This window comes from Pseudomonas sp. LY-1 (genome assembly GCF_053502595.1).
The window spans coordinates 5,746,186-5,770,669 of record NZ_CP094353.1; the positions used below are offsets into that span (position 1 = coordinate 5,746,186).

At 61.5% G+C, this 24,484-nt stretch carries 21 protein-coding genes and 1 pseudogene; 7 read left to right on the forward strand and 15 right to left on the reverse strand.

The genetic code is table 11. The features are described 5' to 3' along the window. A complete protein-coding gene (gene cyoB, locus MOQ67_RS26365; RefSeq protein WP_017846723.1) occupies positions 1-2,019 on the reverse strand; it encodes a cytochrome o ubiquinol oxidase subunit I in 2,019 nt (672 codons plus the stop codon). Between the two features lie 3 nt (positions 2,020-2,022). Then, positions 2,023-2,964 carry a ubiquinol oxidase subunit II gene (cyoA, locus tag MOQ67_RS26370; RefSeq protein ID WP_026139992.1) on the reverse strand — a complete coding sequence of 314 codons (942 nt, stop codon included), beginning with the start codon at positions 2,962-2,964 and terminating at the stop codon, positions 2,023-2,025. A 27-nt stretch (positions 2,965-2,991) separates the two neighbouring features. Between cyoA and MOQ67_RS26375 the strand changes: the two are divergent. Next, a pseudogene (locus tag MOQ67_RS26375) lies at positions 2,992-3,281 on the forward strand (hypothetical protein). Positions 3,282-3,754: 473 nt separating this feature from the next. Here MOQ67_RS26375 and MOQ67_RS26380 read toward each other — a convergent pair. Beyond that, positions 3,755-4,261, reverse strand: a complete 507-nt coding sequence (locus MOQ67_RS26380; RefSeq protein ID WP_017846721.1) for a disulfide bond formation protein B — start codon at positions 4,259-4,261, stop codon at positions 3,755-3,757. A gap of 446 nt (positions 4,262-4,707) precedes the next feature. Beyond that, complete coding sequence (gene hmpA / locus MOQ67_RS26385; protein ID WP_448675715.1) at positions 4,708-5,889, reverse strand: NO-inducible flavohemoprotein; 1,182 nt, start codon at positions 5,887-5,889, stop codon at positions 4,708-4,710. A gap of 146 nt (positions 5,890-6,035) precedes the next feature. Between hmpA and norR the strand changes: the two genes are divergently transcribed. Further along, entirely contained in the window at positions 6,036-7,580 is a 1,545-nt protein-coding gene (gene norR / locus MOQ67_RS26390) for a nitric oxide reductase transcriptional regulator NorR (RefSeq protein ID WP_017846719.1), read from the forward strand. Positions 7,581-7,786: 206 nt separating this feature from the next. Here norR and MOQ67_RS26395 read toward each other — a convergent pair whose 3' ends face one another. Further along, entirely contained in the window at positions 7,787-8,698 is a 912-nt protein-coding gene (locus tag MOQ67_RS26395) for a DMT family transporter (protein WP_448125410.1), read from the reverse strand. A gap of 138 nt (positions 8,699-8,836) precedes the next feature. Here MOQ67_RS26395 and MOQ67_RS26400 point away from each other — a divergent pair, with 138 nt between their 5' ends. Beyond that, positions 8,837-9,712 (forward strand): helix-turn-helix domain-containing protein, encoded by an 876-nt coding sequence (locus tag MOQ67_RS26400; protein WP_017849547.1) that lies wholly within the window; start codon positions 8,837-8,839, stop codon positions 9,710-9,712. On the opposite strand, the gene MOQ67_RS26405 is transcribed toward MOQ67_RS26400, so the two are convergent. The 8 genes from MOQ67_RS26405 to MOQ67_RS26440 all read right to left on the reverse strand — a co-directional run bounded on the left by MOQ67_RS26405 (position 9,709) and on the right by MOQ67_RS26440 (position 20,047). Continuing rightward, positions 9,709-12,216, reverse strand: a complete 2,508-nt coding sequence (locus MOQ67_RS26405) for a LuxR C-terminal-related transcriptional regulator (RefSeq protein ID WP_198718469.1) — start codon at positions 12,214-12,216, stop codon at positions 9,709-9,711. The genes MOQ67_RS26400 and MOQ67_RS26405 overlap by 4 nt on opposite strands. A 246-nt stretch (positions 12,217-12,462) precedes the next feature. Continuing rightward, a complete protein-coding gene (locus MOQ67_RS26410) occupies positions 12,463-13,821 on the reverse strand; it encodes a DUF1329 domain-containing protein (RefSeq protein WP_198718470.1) in 1,359 nt (452 codons plus the stop codon). A gap of 26 nt (positions 13,822-13,847) precedes the next feature. Then, positions 13,848-15,638 carry a DUF1302 domain-containing protein gene (locus MOQ67_RS26415; protein WP_102618923.1) on the reverse strand — a complete coding sequence of 597 codons (1,791 nt, stop codon included), beginning with the start codon at positions 15,636-15,638 and terminating at the stop codon, positions 13,848-13,850. Between the two features lie 482 nt (positions 15,639-16,120). Next, positions 16,121-17,032 carry an SDR family oxidoreductase gene (locus tag MOQ67_RS26420; protein WP_017847774.1) on the reverse strand — a complete coding sequence of 304 codons (912 nt, stop codon included), beginning with the start codon at positions 17,030-17,032 and terminating at the stop codon, positions 16,121-16,123. Between the two features lie 118 nt (positions 17,033-17,150). Beyond that, a complete protein-coding gene (locus MOQ67_RS26425) occupies positions 17,151-18,053 on the reverse strand; it encodes an alpha/beta fold hydrolase (RefSeq protein ID WP_017847773.1) in 903 nt (300 codons plus the stop codon). After that, complete coding sequence (locus MOQ67_RS26430; protein ID WP_046382099.1) at positions 18,053-18,835, reverse strand: class II aldolase/adducin family protein; 783 nt, start codon at positions 18,833-18,835, stop codon at positions 18,053-18,055. The genes MOQ67_RS26425 and MOQ67_RS26430 overlap by 1 nt, the downstream gene beginning before the upstream one ends. A gap of 149 nt (positions 18,836-18,984) precedes the next feature. Beyond that, a complete protein-coding gene (locus MOQ67_RS26435; RefSeq protein WP_046488163.1) occupies positions 18,985-19,671 on the reverse strand; it encodes an LrgB family protein in 687 nt (228 codons plus the stop codon). After that, the gene (locus MOQ67_RS26440) at positions 19,661-20,047 is read right to left on the reverse strand and encodes a CidA/LrgA family protein (protein ID WP_046385176.1); all 387 of its coding nucleotides are present in this window, start codon (positions 20,045-20,047) and stop codon (positions 19,661-19,663) included. The genes MOQ67_RS26435 and MOQ67_RS26440 overlap by 11 nt, the downstream gene beginning before the upstream one ends. 98 nt (positions 20,048-20,145) lie before the next feature. Between MOQ67_RS26440 and MOQ67_RS26445 the strand changes: the two genes are divergently transcribed. Beyond that, on the forward strand, positions 20,146-21,042 hold the full coding sequence (locus tag MOQ67_RS26445; RefSeq protein ID WP_017847769.1) for a LysR family transcriptional regulator: 897 nt from the start codon (positions 20,146-20,148) through the stop codon (positions 21,040-21,042). On the opposite strand, the gene MOQ67_RS26450 is transcribed toward MOQ67_RS26445, so the two are convergent. Continuing rightward, positions 21,023-21,478, reverse strand: a complete 456-nt coding sequence (locus MOQ67_RS26450) for a flavodoxin (RefSeq protein ID WP_017847768.1) — start codon at positions 21,476-21,478, stop codon at positions 21,023-21,025. The two genes, MOQ67_RS26445 and MOQ67_RS26450, sit on opposite strands and share 20 nt — an antisense overlap. 129 nt (positions 21,479-21,607) lie before the next feature. Between MOQ67_RS26450 and MOQ67_RS26455 the strand changes: the two genes are divergently transcribed. After that, on the forward strand, positions 21,608-22,075 hold the full coding sequence (locus MOQ67_RS26455; RefSeq protein WP_017847767.1) for a PAS domain S-box protein: 468 nt from the start codon (positions 21,608-21,610) through the stop codon (positions 22,073-22,075). A 60-nt stretch (positions 22,076-22,135) separates the two neighbouring features. Next, on the forward strand, positions 22,136-22,741 hold the full coding sequence (locus MOQ67_RS26460; RefSeq protein WP_046488172.1) for a hypothetical protein: 606 nt from the start codon (positions 22,136-22,138) through the stop codon (positions 22,739-22,741). Between the two features lie 3 nt (positions 22,742-22,744). On the opposite strand, the gene MOQ67_RS26465 is transcribed toward MOQ67_RS26460, so the two are convergent. Then, on the reverse strand, positions 22,745-23,704 hold the full coding sequence (locus MOQ67_RS26465; RefSeq protein WP_198718471.1) for a MerR family transcriptional regulator: 960 nt from the start codon (positions 23,702-23,704) through the stop codon (positions 22,745-22,747). Between the two features lie 216 nt (positions 23,705-23,920). On the opposite strand from MOQ67_RS26465, the gene MOQ67_RS26470 reads away from it, so the two are divergent. After that, positions 23,921-24,481, forward strand: coding sequence for an antibiotic biosynthesis monooxygenase (locus MOQ67_RS26470; protein ID WP_017847764.1), 561 nt, complete (start codon positions 23,921-23,923; stop codon positions 24,479-24,481). Positions 24,482-24,484: the final 3 nt, after the last annotated feature.

Genomic DNA, 24,484 nt, shown 5'->3' on the forward strand with positions numbered 1-24,484 from the left:
TTAAGCCTGTTCCAACGAGGTTTCTACACGGTTGGCCGGGATCTTCTTCTCGGCCACCAGGCGAGCGTGCTGCTCGGCTTCGATGCGCTCGATCGTTTCGACCGGCACCATGTAGCCTTGATCATCACGTGCAGCGTGGACAATGAAGTAGCCGATGGTGCCCACCAGGCTCACGATTGCCAGCCACCAGATGTGCCAGATCATCGAGAAACCGAACACGGTCAACAGCGCACCCATCACCACGCCAGTGGCGGTGTTGTTTGGCATGTGGATCGGTTCGTAGTGCTTAGGCCGCTGGTACGCAGTACCGTTTTCCTTGGCTTCGGTGAACGCATCGATGGTGTTCGCGGTAGGAATCACGGCGAAGTTGTAGAACGGAGGTGGCGACGAAGTCGACCATTCCAGGGTGTGGCCGTTCCATGGGTCGCCCGACTCGCACATGTTCTGCTTGCGGTCACGCACGCTGACATACAGCTGGATCAGCTGGCAGGCGATACCCGCCGCGATCAGCACTGCACCGACCATGGCGACGTACAGGTACGGCACCCACTCAGGGTTGGTGGTGGCGTTCAGACGACGGGTCATGCCCATGAAGCCCAGTGCATAGAGCGGCATGAACGCGACGAAGAAGCCCGAGATCCAGAACCAGAATGCAGCCTTGCCCCAACCGTCGTGCAGCTTGAAGCCGAACGCTTTCGGGAAGAAGAAGCTGAAACCAGCGATGTAACCGAATACCGCACCGCCGATGATCACGTTGTGGAAGTGAGCGATCACGAACAAGCTGTTGTGCAGCACGAAGTCAGCACCCGGGATGGCCAGCAGTACGCCGGTCATACCGCCGATGGCGAAGGTCACCATGAAGCCCAGTGTCCACACGACCTGGCTGGTCATACGCAGACGGCCGTGGTAGATGGTGAACAGCCAGTTGAATAGCTTCACCCCCGTCGGGATCGAAATCAGCATCGTCGCCAGGCCGAAGAAGGCGTTGACGCTGGCCCCCGAACCCATGGTGAAGAAGTGGTGCAGCCACACCATGAAGCCCAGTACCGAGATCGCACCGGAGGCGTAGACCATCGAGTGGTGACCGAACAGGCGCTTGCCGGTAAAGGTCGAGATCACTTCGGAGAAGATACCGAACGCTGGCAGGATCAGGATGTACACCTCAGGGTGACCCCATGCCCAGAACAGGTTCACGTACATCATTGGATTGCCACCAAGTTCGTTGGTGAAAATGTGGAAATCCAGGTAACGGTCAAGCGACAGCAGTGCCAGCGTAGCGGTGAGGATCGGGAACGAAGCCACGATCAGCACGTTGGCCCAGGTGCAGGTCCAGGTGAAGATCGGCATGTCCATCATCTTCATGCCAGGGGCGCGCATTTTCAGCACGGTGGCCAGGAAGTTGACCCCCGTCAGCGTCGTCCCGAGCCCTGATAACTGTAGCGCCCAGATGTAGTAGTCCACACCCACGCCCGGACTGTATTTCAGGCCCGACAATGGCGGATACGCAACCCAACCGGTCTTGGCGAATTCGCCGACGCCCAGGGACACGTTGATCAGCACCACGCCAGACACCAGCAGCCAGAAGCTCAGGGAGTTCAGGAACGGGTAGGCAACGTCGCGGGCACCGATCTGCAGCGGCACTGCAAGGTTCATCAGGCCGGTGAAGAAAGGCATCGCCATGAAGATGATCATGATCACACCGTGAGCGGTGAAGATCTGGTCATAGTGTTCAGGCGGCAGGTAGCCTGGCGCGCCCTCAGTGGCCATGGCCAACTGGGTACGCATCATGATGGCGTCGGCAAAACCACGCAGCAGCATGACCATGGCAACGACGATGTACATCACACCGATTTTCTTGTGGTCGACCGAAGTCAGCCACTCAGTCCACAAGTAGGTCCACTTCTTGAAGTAAGTGATACCCCCAACCAGTGCCAGACCACCCAGCGCGATCATGGCGATGGTAATCATCACAATCGGCTCGTGGAACGGGACCGCATCCCAACTTAATTTACCAAACATCGTTTACTCCTCTGCCCCAGCAGTTGAATGCGAGCCCGTGTCAGAACCTTCAACCGCAGCCACTTCTTTCTTCTCGTGCTTGACCGGCTTGCCTGGTTTCATGCCTTCGTACTTGTCGACGACTTTCTGAAACAGGTCAGGCGTGTAAGTGGAGTACAGCGCGACTGGGTTGTTCTGGCTTGGTTTGGCAAGGGCTTCGTATTCAGCTTGATCAAGCTGTTTAGGTGCGGCCTTGACTTCGGCTACCCAGGCGTCGAATTCTTCCTGGCTCGTCGAGATCGCTTTGAATTTCATGCCGGTGAAACCTGCGCCGCTATAGTTGGCGGAGATGCCGTCCATTTCAGCTTTCTGGTTGGCAATCAGGTGCAGCTTGGTCTGCATGCCGGCCATCGCGTAGATCTGGCCACCCAGGCCCGGGATGAAGAACGAGTTCATCACAGTGTCGGAGGTGATCTTGAAGTTAACCGGGGTATGTTCCGGGAACACGATCTTGTTGACGGTGGCGATACCCAGGTCCGGGTAGATGAACAGCCACTTCCAGTCCAGCGCGACCACTTCGATATTGATCGGCTTGACCTCGGAGTCCAGCGGACGGTACGGGTCCAGCGCGTGGGTGGACTTGTAGGTCACATAACCCAGGGCAATGATGATGAGGATCGGAACCAGCCACACCGCGATTTCAATCTTGGTGGAGTGCGACCACTTCGGCGCGTAAGTCGCCTTGGTGTTCGACGCGCGGTATTTCCAGGCGAAGGCGAAGGTCATGATGATCACAGGGACCACGACCAGCAACATCAGCAGGGTGGCAGTGATGATCAGGTTGCGTTCATCCAGACCGACCTGTCCTTTTGGGTCGAGCAAGGACCACTTGCAGCCTCCCAGCATTAACATCATGCCAAGCAGCGGCAAAAAGCCTAGTAATCGGGGGTACCTGTTTTTACTCATCTCACGACCTCTAAAGCAGCTTGCGCAATGCAGTTGGGTTTTGATCGCCAACACTTCACCCTGCCAAGGGTTGGCATTTCTCTTCGATTGAATAAGAGCCTGCCCGTGCGCCCTGATTGGACGGTTCGCGGACCTGCGGTGAGTTCTTATTCGATTTCGTGGTTAAAGGCCTTGTTACAGACCAATTCCATTTGGTGCGGATAGTTGAAAGGCTGCCGGAACCTGGGGTCGCACAGAGCCATCCATCTGCCCCTCGACCGCTCCAATGCTCAAATATTGAACAGCACCGGACATTCAGTGCGGGCGATTGTAGTTAGCTAGCGATGTATAAACCATGACTTATAAAGAAATAATTTTTATCGATTCCAGCAATAATCCTTCACCTATTTTGCAAAGGTTCGCGATCTTATCGCGTTGGATTCTCAACAAAAACCACAAAAAATGCCGTGTTATAGGGCAAACTGCCACACCCCTTACCCGCCGTAAGGGCCTGAAAAAGCGCTCCAAGCCCCCATAAAACAGGGCACTCGCTGACCACCGAAAGCCGCGAACGGCGCGCTATTCGCGGTGTTGCTCAAACGATGAACTGACAGCACACATTAACGGCCATGGGTAAATTCAAGCGGCGTTGTGACGGCTCGGAAACGCCCTGCGACAGCGCCTGTGTGACAACATGTCGCACACTGCGCGTCGTCAAAATTGTCCCGCGTCACTGTCCCTTCAAAAATCCCTACAAACAAAAACGCCCCGGCTTTCCTTTAAGAAAGGCCGGAGCGTTTCAATGAATGGCTCAGGCTTTGCGTTGGCGATTGCGGTAGATGCCCAGGGGCACCAGGATCACCGTCAGCACGAACGCCACCAGCGCCCACTGCGCCAGCGACAGACCGAGCACCGGCGGGTACGGCGTGCTGCAGAAGCCGTCGACCTGGAAAACCAGCGGAAACACCTTGGCCAGGGGCAGGCCGTCAACGATCGGTTGCAGCACATCCACGCCGCAACTGACCTCAGGGAAGAACTGGGTGTACACATGGTGACCGGCAGCCGCCACACCGCCCAAGGCACTGAGCACCACCAACCCTTCAAACAGCGTGATCGCCCCTTTGTTGCGCATAGCCGCACCAATAAACGCAAAAACGGCAATCAACAGCAAGGCATAGCGCTGCAGGATACACAGCGGGCACGGCGCTTCGCCCAACACCACCTGCATGTACAGCGCACCGCCGATCAGCGCCAGGCAGATGATGCCCAGCAACACCAGAAAGCGCCGCTCCCTGCCTAAACGCAATTCGTCACTCATCTCCGTATCCCTTTGTTTGGTTGTGCCTGTGGCGGCAAGTTTACACACAGAGAGTGGTTTAAACAGAAGGGGGTTAACGGCGGATTAATACGCCACTTGTAGGAGCGAGCTTGCTCGCGAAGAACGTCAACGATAACGCGTGCATCCTGGATGAACGCGGCGTCTTTGAGTTTTTCGCGAGCAAGCTCGCTCCTACAGGTGTATGTGTGGGGGGGTTATTCGAGGGCGGGGGGCGGGCCGAAGAATTCGTAGCGGCTTTGTTTTTCGGGTACGCCCAAGGCCTTGAGGTGGCGTTTAATACGCCACTTGTAGGAGCGAGCTTGCTCGCGAAGAACGTCAACGATAACGCGTGCATCCTGGATGAACGTGGCGTCTTTGAGTTTTTCGCGAGCAAGCTCGCTCCTACAGGTGTATGGGTGTGTGTGTGTGTGGGGGGGGGGGGGGGGTTATTCGAGGGCGGCGGCTGGGCCGAAGAATTCGTAGCGGCTTTGTTTTTCGGGTACGCCCAAGGCCTTGAGGTGGCGCTTGACTGCGGCCATGAAGCCTTTAGGGCCGAGGAAGTACGCATCCAGGTCGCGCTGCTCAGGCAACCACGCCGCCAGTTGTTCCTGGCTCAGCAGGCCCACGGTGTCGCCTGCCGGGCTCACGCCATCGTCCTCGTCATAGCAGTAGAAGCGCTTGAGCTGCGGATGCTTGGCCGCCAGGGCGTCGACCCATTCCCGAAACGCATGCACCCCGCCGTTACGCGCGCAGTGGATAAAATGCACCGGACGCTGGGTGGCCAGGGCCGCTTCGAGCATCGGCAGTGTTGGCGTGATGCCCACCCCACCGCTGATCAGCACCAGCGGTTTATCGCTGGCGGCCAGGGTGAACTCGCCCGCTGGCGGGAACAGGTCGATCGTCGCGCCGACCTGCAATTGATCATGCAGGTAGTTGGACACCCGCCCACCGGCTTCACGCTTGACGCTGATGCGGTATTGGCCGGCATCGCTGAGGGCCGACAAGGAATAGTTGCGGCGCACTTCTTCGCCATCGAGCAGCAGCGTCATACCAATGTACTGACCGGGCTCGGCGGCGAGGATCGGGCCGTTGTCCAGCAGGGCGAAATAGAAGGACGTGATTTCGGCACTTTCCTCCACGCGCTTGACCAGCTTGAACGGCCGCGCACCCCGCCAGCCGCCCGGCGCCTGGGCTTTCTCGTCATAGATCGCAGCTTCGGCGCCGATCAGGATGTCCGCCAACTGACCGTAGGCCGCGCCCCAGGCGCTCATCACCTCGGGAGTGGCAATCTCGCTGCCCAACACTTCGGAAATCGCACGCAGCAGGCAGGCCCCCACGATCGGGTAATGTTCCGGCAGGATCTGCAAGGCCACGTGTTTGTTGATGATCTTCGCCACCAGATCACCCAGTTGATCCAACTGGTCGATATGTCGTGCATACATCAACACACCATTGGCCAGGGCACGGGGCTGGTCGCCGCTGACCTGGTGCGCCTGGTTGAACAGCGGGCGCACCTCCGGGTACTCGGAGAGCATCATGCGGTAGAAATGGGTGATCAGCGCTTCGCCGCCGCTTTCCAGCAGGGGCACGGTGGATTTGATGATGGCACGGTCTTGGGCACTAAGCATGGAGCCTCCTGGGCTTCTTTACTGATTGCCTTGGAGTACTCAGTATTCATGCCAACTAATAAATCGTTTGATTTCAATCAGTTAAATTACCTGTAGTCAGTATGACCTCCTACGCCTTATAGTCATAAGGACTACAAGGAGTCATTATGACTGCGCAATCGCTGCTCACCACCCTGCTCCCCCTGGTCGCCGACCTGTCCCGCGAACTGCCCGAAGGCGAGCGTTACCGCCGCCTGTTGCAAGCCATGCGCGCCCTGCTGCCGTGCGACGCCGCCGCGCTGTTGCGCCTGGACGGTGAGTCGCTGGTGCCGCTGGCAGTGGACGGCTTGAGCGCCGATACCCTGGGCCGACGCTTCAAGGTCAGCGAACACCCGCGTTTCGCCGTGCTGCTCGGCAGCCCCGGCCCGACGCGTTTCGACAGCGACAGTGAATTGCCCGACCCCTACGACGGCCTGGTGGACGGCCTGCACGGGCACCTCGAAATTCACGACTGCATGGGCTGCCCGCTGTATGTCGATGACAAACCGTGGGGCCTGCTGACCCTGGACGCCCTCGACACCGAGCGCTTCGAACGGGTCGAGCTGGATGCCCTGCAAGCCTTCGCCAGCCTCGCCGCCGCCACGGTCAACGTCGCCGAACGCATCGAACACCTGGCATTGCGCGCCGAAGACGAACGCCAGCGTGCCGAGATCTACCGCCAGGCCAGCGGCCAGCAGCACAAAGAGATGATCGGCCAGAGCAAGCCCCACAAGCGCCTGGTCGAAGAAATCAACCTGGTGGGCGGCAGCGACCTCACCGTGCTGATCACCGGCGAAACCGGGGTCGGCAAGGAACTGGTAGCCCAGGCGATCCACGCCGCATCGTCCCGTGCGGACAAGCCGCTGATCAGCCTCAACTGCGCCGCCCTGCCGGAAACCCTGGTGGAAAGCGAGCTGTTCGGCCACGTGCGCGGCGCCTTCACCGGCGCGCTGAACGAGCGCCGGGGCAAATTCGAACTGGCCAACGGCGGCACGTTGTTTCTGGACGAAGTCGGCGAGCTGTCGTTGACGGTGCAGGCCAAGCTGCTGCGCGTCCTGCAAAGCGGCCAACTGCAGCGCCTGGGCTCGGACAAGGAACATCAAGTGGACGTGCGCCTGATCGCCGCCACCAACCGCGACCTGGCCGAAGAAGTGCGCAACGGCCGCTACCGTGCCGACTTCTACCACCGCCTCAGCGTCTACCCGCTGCAAGTGCCGGCGCTGCGCGAGCGCGGGCGCGATGTATTGCTGCTGGCCGGGTTCTTTCTCGAACAGAACCGTTCGCGCATGGGCCTGGGCAGTCTGCGCCTGAGCAGCGACGCCCAAGCCGCGTTGCTGGCCTACAACTGGCCGGGCAATGTGCGCGAACTGGAACATTTGATCGGACGCAGCGCACTGAAAGCCCTGGGAAACTGTCGCGAACGTCCGAAGATTCTCAGCCTGAGCGCCCAAGACCTGGACCTGCCCGACGTCAGCGCAGCGCCGATCGCCCCCCCACCCGAAGTCACCGCCATCGCCGGCGGCGACCTGCGTCAGGCCACCGAACACTACCAGCGCCAAGTCATCAACGCCTGCCTGGAACGCCACCAACACAACTGGGCCAGCACCGCCCGCGAACTAGGCCTGGACCGCGCCAACCTAGGCCGCATGGCCAAGCGCCTAGGCCTCAAATAACCCAGATCCCCCAACCAAACCCAATAAATACTGAAATACTGAAAATACTGAAAATACTGAAAATACTGAAATGCTGAAAATGTGGGAGGGGGCTTGCCCCCGATAGCGGTGGGTCAGTCACTTATTTGTAGCTGACCCACTGCTATCGGGGGCAAGCCCCCTCCCACCTAAAGCAATCCCCTCCCACCTTAACCCCCCCTCCCACCTCAGACTTGCTTCGCCCTGAACACCGCCTCCCCCGCCTGAACCACCTTACCCCTACGAAACACCAACACATTCCCCACCATCACCAACACCAACCCCATCAACGCCGGCGCAGTCCACTGATACCCCTCGGCAAACGCCGACACATTCAGCGCCACCACCGGAAACAACACCGTGCAATACGCCGCCCGCTCAGGCCCCATACGCCCGACCAGCGTCAGATAAGCCGTAAACCCAATCACCGACCCCGGAATCACCAAATACCCCAACGCCCCGACATACCGCGCACTCCAATCCATCTCGAACGGAATACCGCGCACCACACAATAGGTCGCCAACATCACCGCACCATATGCCATGCCCCAGGCATTGGTAGTCAACGGCCGCAACCCCGCCTTCTGCTGCAGGCTCGAAAGCATATTGCCAGCCGAAAAACACATCGTCCCCAACAGCGCCAAACCCAGCCCGAGCAAGGTCTGCGGGCTCGCGGTGTGCCCCGCCAGCTCCGGCCAGAACAACAGGCCCAGGCCCAGCAGGCCAAGGCCGCCGCCCATCAACACATTGCGCGCGACCCGCTGGCCAAAAAACACCCGCGCATTCAGGGCATTCCACAGCGTCGCCGTGGAAAACACCACCGCCACCAGCCCGCTGGGAATCCACTGGCTGGCCGTGAGAAAACACATGAAGTTCACACAGAACAGGCACAACCCCTGAGCCAGGCAGATCAGATGCCCGCGCCGGTTCATCACCTGCAACTTGCGGCTGAGCAGCAACAGCACAAACAACACCAACGCCGCCAGGGCGAAGCGATAGACGATCGACACGGGAATCGCCACCACGCCCAGTTGCCACTTGAGGGCGATCCAGGTGGTGCCCCAGATCAGCACGGTGAGTAAATACAGGAAAAGGTTCATAACAGGCTCCGCTGGTTGAGCCACAGTGTCGCCTTCAAGCCCTGGCCGGCGCTTGCAGATTCTTGCGCTTTTGTCGCACGGCGGGCTCACAGCGCCAGCGGCTCGGAGTAGGATGCAAGGCGTCGGAGAGTACACACCATGTCAACGCTGGAATCCCTGCAAGTCTTTCAAGCCCTCAACCGCTCGCCCCACGCTCGCCTCGAAGCCTGCGCCGAGCTCGGTGACGGCTTGTCTGCGGCGTTGTGGAGCAACCACCACGATTCCCAGGACTACCAGGCGCCCGGCCATCACACCTTGTCCTGCTACATCGGCGGCGGCACCGGCACGTTTCGTCGCGACCAACCGGGCACCAAGGGCGGGCCCGACAAGTTGTGCATCCTGCCGGCCGAGCATCAGTCGGCCTGGGTGATCAACGGCGACATCCGCCTGGCCCATGTGTATTTCAGCCAGGCGCAATTCGCCCTGGGCTGCATCACCCTGCTCGACCGCGAACCGCGCGCGCTGCAACTGCAGGAAAGCACCTTCCTCGAAGACCCCAGCCAGGCGCGACGCTTTCACCAGTTGATCGCCCTCAACTGGCACGAGCCCGCCGAACGCCTGCTGACCAGCAGCCTGGCCCATGAAATGCTCAGCCACACCTTGCTCAGCCAAGTCGGCGCGCGCGACGGGCTGCGTTTGAAAGGCGGGCTGGCGGCGCATCAGCGGCGGTTGTTGGTGGACTACATCGACCAGCACCTGGATGACCCCATCAGCCTCGGGCAATTGGCCGGGATGTGTGCGCTGTCGGAATATCATTTTGCGCGGATGTTCCGCCAAAGCTTCGGCCTGCCGCCCCATCAATACCTGCTGGCCCGGCGCCTGGCCCGCGCACAGAACCTGCTGCGCAGCGGCAGCCTGCCCGTGGGTGACATCGCGTTGATGTGCGGCTTCTCCAGCGCCAGCCACTTCACCCATCGCTTTCGCCAGGCCATGGGCGCGACACCCGGCGAATACCGTCAGGCGTTCTGCGCTTAAACCATCAAGCCCAACGTCTTGGCCTTGGCCACCGCCTGGGTGCGTCGCTCCACGCCGAGCTTGCTGTGGATGCGTCGCGCGTGGGTCTTGACGGTGTGCAGCGAGATAAACAAGCGGTCGGCGATTTCCAGGTTGGAGTTGCCCAGGGCGATCAGTTGCAGCACTTCCAGCTCGCGTTGGCTCAGCGGGTTGTCCGCCGTGCCGGTCGGCGAGGCCTGCGGTTCCAGGCCCAGCTCACTCAACAGCCCGGGCGAGCGTAAACGCAGCTCGCGGATCGCCTGCTGCACCTGGCAACGCCCTGCCAGTTCCAGGCCGTGTTGCAGTGAGCGACGCGCCACCGCCGGTTCGCCCAGTTGCCAGGCCACTTCACCCAGCACCAGGTGCAATTCGGCCTCCAGGCACAGCATGCCGCGTTGGCGGGAGGCGTCCAGCAACGCGTTGAGCCGCGCCAGCGGTTGATCGGCGACGCCCAGTTTGACCTCGGCCAACACCAGCAGGTATTCAAGACGCGGGATTAATTCCAGCGTGGCCGGCGGCGCCTGCTTGGCGTCAGGCCCTCGGAAATGACGGAGCACCCGGCGCAGCGCTGCCACCGTCAATTCGGCGCGACCCTGTTGCAACCAGAAGTGCCCGCTGACCAGCAGCAACACCGCGCGGTACACCGTGTCCGGCACCTGGCGCTGCTGCATCAGGCGCTCGGCCTCGCGCAACTGGATAAAGGCCTGGGCGTAATCACCGTGATTGGCCGCCAACAGCGCAAGGCCCAGATAGCCATACAACACGCGCTTGTCCTGGCTGTGCAGGCACATGTTCAAACCCGTCTCGAAGCACTCGGCAGCCAACGCGTCCTGCCCCTGGCGCAGGGCCAGATGCCCACGCCGCAAGGCGATGCGTCCGACCAGCGGCCCGGCCTTCAGCCGCTGCTTGAGCAACATCGCCTGCACCTGCTCCAACAGGTTTTGCGCGCGGTACGGCGCGCCGCGCTGTTCGAGCAATTGCGCGTGATCCAGCTCCAGCAGGGCTTCGAGCAACAGCGAACCATGGGCCCGCGCCAGGCACAGCGCTTCGCGGTTCAGGGTCTGGGCCGCCTCCAGCTCACCGCGCAGCAAGGCTTGCTGGGTTAGCCCCGACAGGCACATCAGACGTGACGTCCACGCACTGTCGGGCAACGCCTGCAAGGCCTCGAGGAAATGCTCGCGAGAACGTTGCGCATCACCCGCCAGATGCAGCAACCACCCCCACTGCGCCTGCCAGCGCGCCAACAACAGGCGTTGCTGCGGCGCCGACGGTTGCGGGGCGAAACGCGCCAGTTGGCCGACGCACAATGCGGCCTGCTCGAAGCGCCCGGCGAACAGCAACGCGGCCGTGACCAGCCCCACCAACTGCGCGGAACACAGCATCAGCTCGTCACCGTGTTGTTCATGCAGGCGCAACAACAGCACGGCATTCTGCTGGCGGAACAGGTCTTCGAAGCTGAAGTGCTGCAACAGGCTGACGGCCACTTCGTATTCTTCGGCCAGCAGCGCCTGCTCGAACGCGGCTTGCCAGTCGCCCTCGGCACTGAACCATTGGCAGGCCCGTCGGTGCCAGGAGCGTTTGGCCGGCCAGGGTTCATCCCGTATCAACTGCGCAAGCGGCGCGAAGACTTGCAGCCAGTCGGCGGCATCGTCCCAGGGCTGGATAAATGCGCCGAGCGCCTGCAAGTCCCGCAGGTACTGAGCGCCATCGCCAAAGCCGAACAGGTGCTCGCACAAGCCCGCATTGAAACGCGGCAAATGCGCCAACACCCGCCAGGCTTCCTCCAGTTCCGCCGGCAAGGTGCTGAACAGCTCGTGTTGCAGGTAGTCGAGCAAGGTCTTGTCGGGATGGCCGTCGCCGAGCAAGGCGATGCGAACCCCGGCGCACCAACCGGCGCTGAACCGCATCACGCGCTCGATGCTGTGACCCGGCGCCTCGCCGAGCAGGGCCTGGACTTCCTCGGCGCTGAAGATCAACTCGGCCGCGCTGCATTCCAGCAGCTCATCGTCGAGCAGCAGCCGCGGCCAGTTGCACGCAGGGCGCCGCCGCGCACCCAGCCACCAGGTCAGCGCCGGGTGGCTGGCGCTGAGCAGGCGGTCGAGCAAGGCGTCCAGTTCGGGCGCGGGCAGCCGGCTGAAATCATCGAGAAACAGCCACGCTGACGTCTGCCAGCGGCTGAGATCCTGCAGCAGCGTGGCTTCATCGGTAAACGCCAGGCCCAGGTTGTGCGCCAGGCGCCGGCACAAATCCAGCGGGCTTAGCGGCACGCCATTGAGCGGTAGCCAGTACACCTGACAACCCGCCGGCGCCTGCAAGGCGCACTCGGCGAGCAACGCGCTCTTGCCACTGCCGCCCGGGGCACAGAGCAACTTGACCCGCGCCTGCGCCGCCAACAACGGCTCGGCCAGGCGCGGGCGCAACAGATGATGGGCGGACAGCCGTGGCATGAATCCAGGACGGTCCAGGCAGCGTGTCATGGCGGTCATTGCTGCATCCTGCGTTTTTATTGTTATGCAACCTGACACCTACCCTAGCCCCGTGCTCGGCGAATATTGAAGAAGTATTCAACGCAGTGATTAATAGCCATGCACAAAACCCAATGTGGGAGGGGGCTTGCCCCCGATGGCGGTGGATCAGTCAGCTCTCTGTAGCTGATCCACCGCTATCGGGGGCAAGCCCCCTCCCACATTGGGATTGCATTTCAAACAGGCATCAGCGCACGTCCGAAGGCATCAACGCACGCCCGAAGCCCTCAGCGCCGCTGGCGTGTAGTCCGCCGCCTTGGCCGCAAACCCGAACACAAAACTGCTCTTCTCCTCATTCTTCATACCCAGGGCGATGTAGCGTCCGGCGATGAGGTCGTACAGGGTTTCCACGGTGTAGGCCGGCACCTGATGGTCGTAGTAGAACTGCGCATGACCTTCGGCGACACGCCACAGTTGGCCGCGGCCGTCATAGTGATCCACCAGCGCGACCTGCCAGCTGTCTTCGTCGATGTACATGTGGCGCTTGGCATAGATGTGCCGTTCGCTCGGCTTGACGGTGCCGACCACTTCCCACACGCGGTGCTGCTCATAGCGGGTCAGGTCCTGGTTGATATGCCCGGCCTTGATGATGTCGTCGTACTTGAGGTTCGGCGAATCGAGCTTGTAGCTGTTGTAGGGGATGTACATCTCTTTCTTGCCCACCAGCTTCCAGTCATAGCGATCGGGGGCGCCGGAGAACATGTCGAAGTTATCCGTGGTGCGCAGGCCGTCGGACGCGGTGCCCGGGCCGTCGTAGGACACTTGCGGCGCCCGGCGCACACGGCGCTGGCCAGCGTTGTAGATCCAGGCCAGGCGCGGTTCCTTGACCTGGTCGAGGGTCTCGTGGACCAGCAGCACGTTGCCCGCCAGCCGCGCCGGGGCCGTTACCGATTGCTTGAAGAAACTCAGCACGTTGGCGGCCTTGGCCGGGTCAATATCCGGGATCGCCTGCGGCACCGCGACTTCTTCTTCAAAGCGGATCGGCGTGTAGCTGCCGTTCGTCTGCGGGGTGGCCTGGGTGATGATGCGCCGCAGGTTGCCGCCGTGGTAACGGGTGATGTGGTTCCACAGCACCTCCACGCCATTCTTGGGGATCGGGAACGCGTAGTAGCGGTTGCCGGTGAAGTTCTCCAGGCCGTTGCCGTCGTTGATCGCATGCACGTTGAGGGCGCTGCGCTTGATCGACTCGTAGATATCCGGCGGCAGGTTGACCGTGCGGTGGCTCGGGTACACCGGGATCTTGTAGGTCTCCGGGTAACGCTTGAACATCGCCACCTGGCCGTCGGAGAGTTTGTCCTTGTATTTGTCGACGGTCGCGGCGGTGATCACGAACAGCGGTTTTTCATTGGCGAACGGGTCGGCGAGGAAGCCCTTGCTGTCCACCGCACCGGCATTTTTCGGAATGCCGCCGGTCCAGGCCGGGATCGAGCCGTCGGCGTTACCGGCCTTTTCGGCGCCGACCGGGGTCAGGCTGGTGCCGAGCTTGGCGGCTTCTTCGGGCGACACGGCCGCCATGACGTTGGCGGCCAACACACTCAGGGCCATCACAGCAATTAACTTACGCATAGAGTCTTGTCCTTCTTTAAGCCAAATCAGAAGTTCACGCCGAAGCTGAGGGCGAGGAAGTCGCGGTCGGTCAGGGTGTTGTAGTCGCCACCAAAAAAGTCGGTGTAACTCAGGCTGGCGGTGTAGGTGTTGCGATAGTCCGCATCGACGCCGACGCTGATCGCCTTGGCGCCCTGGTTGAACAGGCCGTTGGGGCCGTAGCCGTTGACGTCGTGGGACCAGGACAGGTTGGGCTTGAGGTTCACCCCGGCAAACACGTTGTTGTAGTCGAGGATGGCGCGGGCACGATAACCCCAGGAATTGGCCGTGACGAAACCGTCGGTGTCGCCACCGTAACCATAGGCGCCGTATACCGAGTCGCGGCCGTAGCGCAGTTTGCTTTTCGCTTCCAGCCCGCCGACGTGGACGAAGGCGGCCTCTCCCACCAGGGTCAGGCGTTCGGCCCCCAGTACCTGGTCGAAGAACTGAGTCATGGTGCTCTGGATCTGGGTGATTTCCTTACGCCGGTAACCGGCGTTGTCGGCGCCGAACGAGCTGTGGATCGGCGAGGCGGTGTTGCCGGCAATCGGGTTGACCAGGGCCAGGGTCAGGTCGGTGGTGTTGAGTTGCACCGGCGCATTCGGGCGGTAGCTGATTTCCCCGGTCCAGGCCGTGCCGGTGGGCAGGGTGGTGGAGAAGCTGGCGCCGTACAGGCGAATGTCTTCCGGGTAATCGAGATAGTACTGGCCACGGCCGAGCATGGTGCTCTGGGCCAGGGCCGAGCCGGTGCCTGGCGCAATGGCGTTGGCAGCGTTGACGATGCGCCCGATGGTGGCCAGGTTGGTGTTGGCGGTGAGGGTGCCGACGGTCGGCGTGCGGCTGTGATAGTTCATGAAGTACAGGCCGTACTCGGTGTCGTCGCCCAGCCAGCGCAAGGCCGCGCCGAATTGGCCGCCATCGCGGGCATCACGGTCCTTGGCGCGCTGCACCACGACGCCTTCACGCGTGACCTCAAAGCCCTGGCCGAACGCTGCGGCCACCGGTTGCAACGGCGCAATCGCCGGGCTGCCGACCGTGTAGTTACCGTTGCAACCGTGGGCCGCCACGTCGCCACCAAAGAACGTGCCGCAGTTATCCAGCACGGTGTTTTCCCAGTTCAACTGGTAGAAGCCTTCTACCGTCAGTTGGTTGGTCAGGCTCTGGGAGGCGAACAGCATATTGACCGGTATCAGCCCTTCCTTGATCTCGGCGCCGGGGCGGCGGAAGGCCGATACGTCGATGGGGTTGATGCTGTTGATGGAGTTACCGATAAACGTACTCTCGCCCCAACTCACCACCTGCTTGCCGACGCGCACGTTGCCCGGCAGGTCGGCGATGGAATAGTTGTGATAGACGAACGCATCGAGCAGCTCGTAGCCGGAAGAGCGCGCACCTTCGTCGCGATGGTGATTGCTGATCTGCTTGAACTCGCGGTCTTCGTCCTGCAACTCGAAGTCGTACCAGTACTTGCCGCGCACGAACACACCGCTGTCGCCGTACTTGAGTTCCAGGTCGTGGATGCCTTTGAAGATCTTGGAGAAGGTCTCGCCCTTCTTGAAGTTCAGTCGCCCGTCATCCCCGGTGGAGGCCTGCCCCGTGCCGCCATTGGACACGCCCACCAGTTTCTTGTCGGCATCGCGCATGCCCCAGCTGGCGCCGACCGACAGCGAGGAATCGAATTGCCCTTCGATCTCGCCGATGTTGAACGAAACAGCCTGTGCCTGGGCACAGCATCCCAACGCAACCGCGGCGGCCAGCGCCTGCGGCGTGAAGATGGCGCGCATTGTTGTTTTTGTCATGCGTCTTCCCCGGTGAGTGACAGAAGGCCCCACCCTACTGCCGCCCTTCGGGAGCGATAAGCGCACCAAGGAGGTATTCGTGTTGTCGCCCGAAAGGATTAACGCCGCTCTGGCGCGGCTCTGCGCGGGGGCATGCGCCCCATGGATGGCGGGTTATCAGGCCGGTGGATGGCGCCAGGGAGTGACTGTTGTCATATCCGTAACAGTCCTTGTCCTGAAGCGCTATTACTCATTTTGTTACAACCCTCTATTCTTGCCTGGCTTTCAGGGCAAACGGCCCGCTCCCACCTTCGGGAGAACAGCTGAAATTCGACGGATTGGCTACTGTATTCAATCTGTTACCGGTGTTCACTGACGTTGAGTCTGTCGCTCCTTGATCCAACGTCTTACTTTGGCCGCTGCTTTGCAGCGGCCTTTTTTATGCCTGAAAAAAACGGGGCGCCGTCAGCGCCCCGCAGTATTGCTGGTGTATCCGGCAATGATCAGAGGCTGAACTTCTGCAAATTGGCCATCATCTCCTTCAAAGCCTCGATTGTGTCCTTGGGATGCACCGCGCCTTCGAAGTCACAGATCTGTTGCCAGTGCGCGGCCACGTCGTCCGGCGAGAACCCGGCTTCCGGGTCGAAGCCCACACCCAGGCTGCGTTCCCAGCGGGTCTTGCCGATCCAGCCGCCGCCCACTTCGAACAAGCCTGAGGTTTCCTGGCACGCCTCGCTACCCAGGTACACCACCAGCGGGCTGACCAGTTCCGGCTTGAGGCGCTCGAACACCTGCGGCGGGATCAGGCCTTCGGTCATGCGCGTGCCGCCGGTGGGGGCGATGGCGTTGACCAGGATGTTGTTCTTGCGCCCTTCCAGCGCCAGGGTGCGGGTCAAGCCATACAGGCCGAGCTTGGCCATGCCGTAGTTGGACTGCCCGAAATTGCCGTAGATGCCCGACGTGGACGCAGTAAAAATCACCCGCCCATAGCTTTGTTCACGCAGATGAGGCCAGGCGGCGCGGGTGACTTTGTAGGCACCTTCGACATGCACCCGGTAAACCAGGTCCCAGTCGCTGTCGTCCATTTTGTGGAAGGTCTTGTCGCGCAGGATACCGGCGTTGTTCACCACCACGTCAATACGGCCGAACGCATCCAGGGCGTTCTGTACGATTTTCTCGCCGTCGGTGACGGAATCATGGTTGGCTTCGGCGATACCGCCGGCTTCACGGATTTGTGCGACCACACGGTCGGCCGCCGACGCATTGGCGCCCTCGCCCTGGGTGGAACCGCCGAGATCGTTGACCAGCACTTTGGCCCCGTGCCTGGCGAACAGCAGCGCATGGGCCCGGCCCAACCCGCCGCCGGCACCGGTGACGATCACGACCTTATCCTGGAACTGCACTGACTCACTCATACCGAACTCCAATGGCGACGATGGGAATGGCTCGAGTGTCAGGCACGGCGCCTGCGGTCACAATAAATACGGCCACGGCTGAATGGTGCGCGATAAGGCAGCAGGATGATCGCCTGTTTCAGGAATAGGCCATGCGCGGCGGCGCGTGCGCGATCTGCTGTCGGAACTCCAGGTAATGCTTGAGCACCTGCACCGGCGCTTCGATCTGCGGGTAGTGGCCGATATTGGCCAGCAATACCGTGTCGGCGTGGGGCACCAACTGGCGGTAACGCTCGACCATGTGCGCGCCGGAAATCGGGTCGAACTCGCCGTCGATCACCCGCAGCGGCACGTCGCCACGTTGCAGGGCGCCCACCCAACGCTCACGCAGGCGACGGCGCTGGGGAATGTAGTTGATCAGTTTATGCAGGATGCGCGGCCCGTCATTGCAGTCGATCAGGCTCCAGAAATCATCGAGGGCGCTCTCACTGGGGCGGGTCTGTGCGCCGAAGATCTGGCTGAAGCTGTCGGACAAGGCATTGCGCCCAAACGTGCGACCGATCATCCAGCCCAAGGGGCTGAGCAGCAGTTTCTGCACCAGGGCCAGGCGATGGGTTTCGGGGAACAACCCGCCATTGAGGAACACGCAACTGGCCATCTGGAAGCGGCCTTCGTGATGCCGCGCCAATAACTCCTGGGCGACGCTGTCCCCGTAATCATGGGCCAGCACATGCACCGGTTGTCGCACATGCAGGTGGTCGAGCAGCGCCTGTTGCAGATCCGCCTGTTCCAACAGGCAATAGTCGTGATCCAGCGGCTTGGCCGAATCGCCAAACCCGAGCATGTCGCAGGTGATCACCAGGTTGCGCTGGGCCAGGGGCTGCCACAGGTAATGCCAGTCCCAACTGGCGGTCGGGAAGCCATGGATCAGCAGCAGCGGCTCACCCTGCCCGGCCACCCAATAGCGAATGGTATGGCCACGAAAAACAAAACTCTGGCCGCACTTGCGCCAGGCTCTGAGCGGAATTTCGGCGAGAGGCATCAACTTTTATACCCTGGATCTTGCAGGTCCAATTTACGCAGCAGCGCCGGCCAGGCCAGCGCGCCCCCCATACCTTGGGCGCTCTTTGTGACAGCCGCCACCATCGCCCTGGCCCCGGCGAGAATCTGCGGGTCGATGGCGATCAATTCAGCCCCGCCGTTGCGCGCAAGCACTTGGATATCACAGGCGCGCTGAAAGGTGAACATCATCAAGAAAGTGTCGGCGATGGTCGCGCCGCAGGTCAGCAGGCCATGGTTGTGCAGCATCAGGAAATTGTTGTCGCCGAGATCGGCCTGCAAACGGGCTTTTTCCTCGTGGTTCAGCGCCACGCCTTCGTATGCGTGATAGGCCAGGCTGGACAACACGAACAAGGACTGCTGGCTGATCGGCAGTATGCCCTGCTTCTGCGCAGACACCGCAACCCCCGCCGCCGTATGGGTATGCAACACGCACTCCACGTCGTGGCGCACTTCGTGGATGGCGCTGTGGATGGTGTAGCCGGCCGGGTTGATGTCGTAGGGGCTGTCCATCCGTTTGTTGCCGGCCTGGTCGACCTTGATCAGGCTCGACGCCGTGATCTCGTGAAACATCATCCCATAGGGGTTGATCAGGAAATCATCGGTGCCCGGCACCTTGGCCGAGATATGCGTGAAAATCAGATCATCCCAGCCGTGCAGGGCGACCAGGCGATAGCACGCAGCCAGATCGACGCGCGTCTGCCATTCGGCGGCGCTGACCTGATCTTTGACACTCTGTGGCGATACAACGGGGGCTAGGCTCACGGCAACGACCTCCTTGACGCACTTTCTTATTATTTTTTAAGTGAAGGGTCAGTGTAGTCAGACGTCGTGGCGCAGGTAGTTGCCTTCGCAGCCAGCTTGATGGCCGCACGAGTCAGCCATGAGAATAGTTTAAATCTGTCCAAGTCGCGTCAGAGAAGTGCCGCCAACAAAGGCGCGGCAAACAGGTTGAGCAGCCCCGTCAACACCATCACCAGGCCTGCGACAGAGCCCTCTTCGCCCCCCACTTCATGGGCCCGGCTCACGCCTGCGCCGTGCGCGCCCACCCCAAACAATGCCCCGCGTGCCAAAGGCGTGCGCAGCGGCAGCCACTTGAGCAGCACCCCCCCGAGCATGGCGCCGAACACGCCGGTGAACATCACGAACACCGCCGTCAGTTCCGGCACACCACCGAGGTCGGAAGACATCGGCATGGCAAACGGTGTGGTGATCGAACGCGGCACCAGCGACATCGTCACCGCACTGTCCAGCGCCAGCGCCTTGGCCAGGCCGAACGAGGTGCCGATGGACGCCGCGCTGCCGGCCAGCATCCCCAGCAGCAAGGCCGACCAATACCGCGCCAGCAAACGTCGCTGCTGCCAGATCGGCACCGCGAACGCCACCGTCACCGGGCCCAGCACCAGCATCAGCCAATGGGTGTCGCTGGCGTATTCGGCATAGGCGGTGTGCATCGGGACGGCCACCGCGAGCAGCAGCGCGGGCACCAGGATCAGCGGCGACAACAGGTAGCGCCCGGTCCGACGGTAGATCCAGCGACTGAAGAAATACGCGCCCAGGGTCAGGGCAAGCCAGAACACCGGCATCAGTTCAAGCTTCATGGCGCAGCTTCCAGCGACACACCATTTCCACGGTGAAGGCCGTCACCAGCATGACCGCCAGGGTGCTGAAGCCGATCACCAGCAGAATCCGCCAACCGTCATTGCGCACCAGGCCGCCGTAGTCCAGCAGGCTCATCAAGGCCGGAATAAAGAACAACAACATTTCCGCCATCAACACACCCGCCCCCAGTTGCAGGGCCGCCGGCTTGACCAGGCCGGTGGCGAAAGCCGCCAGCAACAGGCCCAGGCCCATCACCCCACCGGGGATGGGCCACGCCAACCAGGCCACCAGTTGCGTACCGAGCAGGTAGATGGCCAGCAGCACGACCAATTCAGTCAGCAGACGGCCGACGTGTTTGAAGCTTAAACGTTTCATGGGCTTTGGGTCCTCGTAGGCCTCCATTTTAGAGAGAGCGCTTCCATCCCCACAGCGAATTGTTAGACTGCCAACTATTCCAAACTGGAATCGTACCCATGGAATTCAAACAGCTGCGCAGTTTTGTCGAAGTCATCCACCGCGGCGGTTTTACCCAGGCCGGGAAAACCCTGCACATCAGCCAGTCCGCCGTGAGCAAACAGGTCGCACAGCTGGAACACAGCCTGGGCACGCCGTTGCTCGACCGCATCGGCTCGCAGATCCGCCTGACGGCCGCCGGCCAGGTTGTGCTGCAACGCGCCGAAGCCATGCTGCGCCTGCAGAACGAGTTGCTCAGCGAGCTGGACGACATGCAGCACCTGACCCGTGGCGAGTTGCGCCTGGGCTTGCCGCAGTTGGGCGGCGATACGCTGTTTGCCGACCTGTTCGCCGAGTACCGCCGGCGCTATCCGAACGTCACCATCCAGTTGCTGGAGGGCGGCAGTCGCAGTATCGAGCAGGCGATTTTGAGCGGCGAGCTGGAAGTGGGCGGCAGCTTGAAACCCAGCGACCCGGCATTCGCCTGGCAAGACTTCTGCGATGAACCACTGGATGCCTTGCTGCCAATGAACCACCCCTTGGCACAGAACGCCCAGGTGCGCCTGGAAGAATTGGCAGACACACCGTTCCTGATGTATCAGCGCAGCTTTGTCTTGAACGACCGCTTGACGCAGGCGTGTCAGCGGGTGGGCTTTACGCCGAAGGAAGGAGGCCGCAGCGGCCAGGCGGATTTTCTCGCCGCCCTGGTTGCGGCCGGTCAAGGCGTGGTGCTGTTGCCCAGCGTGGTCGCTCGCGGGCTGGTGCGGCCCGGGGTGGTGCGCCTCACGCTGAAGGCGCCCGACTTCCTGCGCTGGGACATCGCGTTTATCTGGCGTGAGGGCGCCTATCTGTCGAAAGCCGCCCAGGCCTGGCTGGCGTTGTTGCGGGAGTTTCCGGTCAGCCGCGCAGGGCAGTGATCAACTCCGCCAACCAAGGCTCGGCGTCGGTTTCCGGGGTGACGCTTTCGCTGGCGTCCAGGCGCAGCATCGGCTGCACTTCGCGCACGCCCAACTCGCTGAACAGCTCGCGCATGTGCTCGCCGCCGGCGCAGAAGGTATCGCCATAGCTGGCGTCGCCCAGGCCGATGACCGCGCCCGGCAAACCGCGCCAGGCCGCGGGCAACTGGTCGCGAATGCTCGAATACAGCGGTTGCAGGTTGTCCGGCAGTTCACCCATGCCGGTGGTGGACGTCACCGCCAGCAACGCCTGCGGGGCGAAGGCCAACACGTCCGCCAGGGTCGCGCGCGGGTTGTGCCAGGCCTCGAAGCCGGCCGATGTAAGGATGCCGGCAGCGTGGCGGGCGACTTCTTCAGCCGTGCCGTACACCGAGCCGGAAAGAATGGCGACTCTCATCAATACTGATCCTGTCATTGAGCGAAAGCCTGGGATATTACCAGCTGGGGCAAATATTTCGGCGCGTGTCGTGCAACATTCAAGACTTGCCATAAACTGGCAGTTCAAGCACACGCCAGGGACCGCGCAATGATTAACGCCAAGCTGCTGCAAATGGTCGTCAACGCTTCCAACGACGGGATTGTCGTGGCCGAGCGGGAAGGCCGGGACAAACCGCTGATCTACGTCAACCCGGCATTCGAGCGCCTGACCGGTTACACCCTGGACGACGTCCTGTATCAGGACTGCCGCTTCCTGCAGTCCGGCGACCGTGATCAACCGGCGCTGATGGCCATTCGCGAAGCACTGGACAGCGGCGGCGCCTGCCGGGAAATCCTGCGCAACTATCGCAAGGACGGCAGCCACTTCTGGAACGAGCTGTCGCTTTCAACGGTGTACAACCATGCCGACAAGCAGACCTATTTCGTCGGCGTGCAAAAGGACGTGACCTTGCAGGTCAAGGCCCAGCAGCGCGTCGCGCAATTGGAGGCGGAGTTGGCGCAGGTCAAGGCCGAGCTGGCAGCGATCAAGGCGACGAGCGGGTCTAACAAAACTTAGAAAATGCTGTCATTAGAGCGGATAATGGCGTTTTAACACTCTCCCCCTTGAGCAAGATCAATGCAACGCGACGCGCTTCTGACTCAGGACGAGTTGGATTTCATTCAGGACATGCAGCACAACCCCCAACTCAACCTGCGGGATGCATCGTCGAGCCTGACCGTCAACGGCGCTGCGCAGCTTCGCGATTTGCTCACTCGGCTGGCCGCCCACGATCACGTCACCCTCCAGGCGCAATTCGATAACCAGCAACTCACCTTCCCGCTGCAGTTGGTGGAAGACGAGTTTCATGCCGTGCATTTACGCCTGGGCGTGCCGAGCATTTTTGAAGACGGGCCCATGATTCGTCCGTGGCGCCTGGCTCTTGAAACGCCGGTGGCGCTGGAAAATGTCAGGGGCAACCCGAGTGCGCTGTGGGTGCATGAGGTTTCGTTCAAGGGTGTGCTGGTGGAGATCCGTGGCCGGATCAAGACGCCGAAGACCTTTGCCCTGTGGTTCAGCCCTTCCGGCTATGAACGCATTGCGCTACGCGGCACGCTGGAGCGGGAAACCGCACGGGGACTGTTTGCCTATCGCCTGGGCCAGAGCAACCCGGATGAGACCGAGCGCCTGCGCCAATTCATCCTGCACCAGCACCGCCTGGTACATCCGCAGATGCACGCCTGACCTTCAGGTATCCAGGTTACCGCTGAGAAATTGCTGCAAGCGCCGTTGCATCAAGCGTCCTTCATTGCCCAGGCAGCCAACGGCGGAGCCCGTCAGATCGGCCTGGGCCAGGTCTGACGCGGCACCGGCAAGAAACAGCGGGCAATCGAGGGTCAACGCCAGGCGGTTCAAACGCCCGGCCAACGCTTGGGTGTGTGAGTAATTGGAGAAGAGGACCAGCGCCTCGGGTTGCGTCTTTTCACACACCAGCGTCAATTCATCGAAAGGCTGACCCATCCCCAGCACCTTCACGGCCAGATCGTCTCGACCGATCAACAGCCCCGCCACCAGCAATTCCAATTTACGGCACTCGCCGGGAATGGCCGCGAGCAATACCCGTGGCGCCGCCGACGCACACACCAGTTGCAAACGCTGCAACACCCGCACCCGCAGGAAGTTGTCGAAGAACAGCCATTCACTGGCTTGGCCGAAGCGCCCCTGATGACGCAACAGGTCGTTCCAAAGAGGCATCAGGATGTCCTGGAACGCCACGTTGAGCGGGTAGGTGGCGATCACCTGGTTGTACAGTTGCTCCAGTTGACGATCATCGAACGCGCCCACGGCCAGCACCAGGCGCGCCTGCCATTGCGGCCATTCGCCTTGCTCGACCGTGTCGTGCTCGACACGCACGGCGGCGGCCTGCTGATCGTCACGCGCAAGGATCTTGCCCACTTTGCTCACGGCCACGCCACGTTCGATCCAATCGACAATGCGATGAACCGTTTGAATATCGGCCTTGGAGTACAGACGATGCCCGCTTTCGGTGCGCGTGGGTTGAATCAGGCCGTAACGCCGCTCCCAGGCACGCAGGGTGACCGGGTTGATGCCCGTCAATCTCGACACGTCACGAATCGGAAACAACTCATCGGAATCGGCAGGGCTGGGGGCGATGGATTCGCGAACAGGAGCAGTGATTTCGGGCATCAGAGGTCATGAACGTCCGTTTGAAAGTGAGTCCCATTTAACGCCTTTACCGCGATGTATATCAAGGTGTGTGCCTATCGGACCGATGTCGCTGGCGTATTTCTGCAAAACAGGAATAATCCTTGCTTACCGATAAAGCGTCGCTGCAACACCCCCGCAGCGTCGTCTGTGCGCCACCTACCCGGTTCAGCGCACCCGTCTATTTGGAGATACACAATGTCTACCTCACCCGTCACCCTGATGGTTGCGCGCCGCGTGGCCAAGGGCCGCTATGAAGAGCTGATGGCCTGGCTGCGCGAAGGCGAGCGACTGGCCACTGACTTCCCCGGCTACCTGGGCTCCGGCGTCCTCGCACCACCGCCCCTTGATGATGAATTCCAGATTATTTTCCGCTTTGCCGACGAAAAAACCCTGCATGCCTGGGAATTTTCCGCGTCACGCAGCGCGTGGCTGAGCCGTGGCAGCGAGCTGTTTGCCGACCCGTCCGAGCATCGCGTGCGCGGCATCGATGGCTGGTTCGGTGCAGTAGGTACACGGCCGCCGCGCTGGAAACAGGCGGTGGCGATCTGGCTGGCGTTTTTCCCGGTGTCGTTGCTGTTCAACTTCGGCCTGGGGCCATTGCTCGGCGGGCTGGACCTGTTCAGCCGCGTGCTGGTCAGCACCTTGGCGCTCACTCCGCTGATGGTCTACTTGTTCATTCCACTCTCGACCCACCTGCTGGCCAACTGGTTGCACCCTTCGCCGCCACGCGCCAAGGCCAGCGAAGCCGCGGCGTGAGTA

Coding starts and splice junctions, on each gene's coding strand:
- cyoB (WP_017846723.1), bottom strand. CDS start 2,019: ATGTTTGGTAAATTAAGTTGGGATGCGGTCCCGTTCCACGAGCCGATT.
- cyoA (WP_026139992.1), bottom strand. CDS start 2,964: ATGAGTAAAAACAGGTACCCCCGATTACTAGGCTTTTTGCCGCTGCTT.
- MOQ67_RS26380 (WP_017846721.1), bottom strand. CDS start 4,261: ATGAGTGACGAATTGCGTTTAGGCAGGGAGCGGCGCTTTCTGGTGTTG.
- hmpA (WP_448675715.1), bottom strand. CDS start 5,889: ATGCTTAGTGCCCAAGACCGTGCCATCATCAAATCCACCGTGCCCCTG.
- norR (WP_017846719.1), top strand. CDS start 6,036: ATGACTGCGCAATCGCTGCTCACCACCCTGCTCCCCCTGGTCGCCGAC.
- MOQ67_RS26395 (WP_448125410.1), bottom strand. CDS start 8,698: ATGAACCTTTTCCTGTATTTACTCACCGTGCTGATCTGGGGCACCACC.
- MOQ67_RS26400 (WP_017849547.1), top strand. CDS start 8,837: ATGTCAACGCTGGAATCCCTGCAAGTCTTTCAAGCCCTCAACCGCTCG.
- MOQ67_RS26405 (WP_198718469.1), bottom strand. CDS start 12,216: ATGACCGCCATGACACGCTGCCTGGACCGTCCTGGATTCATGCCACGG.
- MOQ67_RS26410 (WP_198718470.1), bottom strand. CDS start 13,821: ATGCGTAAGTTAATTGCTGTGATGGCCCTGAGTGTGTTGGCCGCCAAC.
- MOQ67_RS26415 (WP_102618923.1), bottom strand. CDS start 15,638: ATGACAAAAACAACAATGCGCGCCATCTTCACGCCGCAGGCGCTGGCC.
- MOQ67_RS26420 (WP_017847774.1), bottom strand. CDS start 17,032: ATGAGTGAGTCAGTGCAGTTCCAGGATAAGGTCGTGATCGTCACCGGT.
- MOQ67_RS26425 (WP_017847773.1), bottom strand. CDS start 18,053: ATGCCTCTCGCCGAAATTCCGCTCAGAGCCTGGCGCAAGTGCGGCCAG.
- MOQ67_RS26435 (WP_046488163.1), bottom strand. CDS start 19,671: ATGAAGCTTGAACTGATGCCGGTGTTCTGGCTTGCCCTGACCCTGGGC.
- MOQ67_RS26440 (WP_046385176.1), bottom strand. CDS start 20,047: ATGAAACGTTTAAGCTTCAAACACGTCGGCCGTCTGCTGACTGAATTG.
- MOQ67_RS26445 (WP_017847769.1), top strand. CDS start 20,146: ATGGAATTCAAACAGCTGCGCAGTTTTGTCGAAGTCATCCACCGCGGC.
- MOQ67_RS26450 (WP_017847768.1), bottom strand. CDS start 21,478: ATGAGAGTCGCCATTCTTTCCGGCTCGGTGTACGGCACGGCTGAAGAA.
- MOQ67_RS26455 (WP_017847767.1), top strand. CDS start 21,608: ATGATTAACGCCAAGCTGCTGCAAATGGTCGTCAACGCTTCCAACGAC.
- MOQ67_RS26460 (WP_046488172.1), top strand. CDS start 22,136: ATGCAACGCGACGCGCTTCTGACTCAGGACGAGTTGGATTTCATTCAG.
- MOQ67_RS26465 (WP_198718471.1), bottom strand. CDS start 23,704: ATGCCCGAAATCACTGCTCCTGTTCGCGAATCCATCGCCCCCAGCCCT.
- MOQ67_RS26470 (WP_017847764.1), top strand. CDS start 23,921: ATGTCTACCTCACCCGTCACCCTGATGGTTGCGCGCCGCGTGGCCAAG.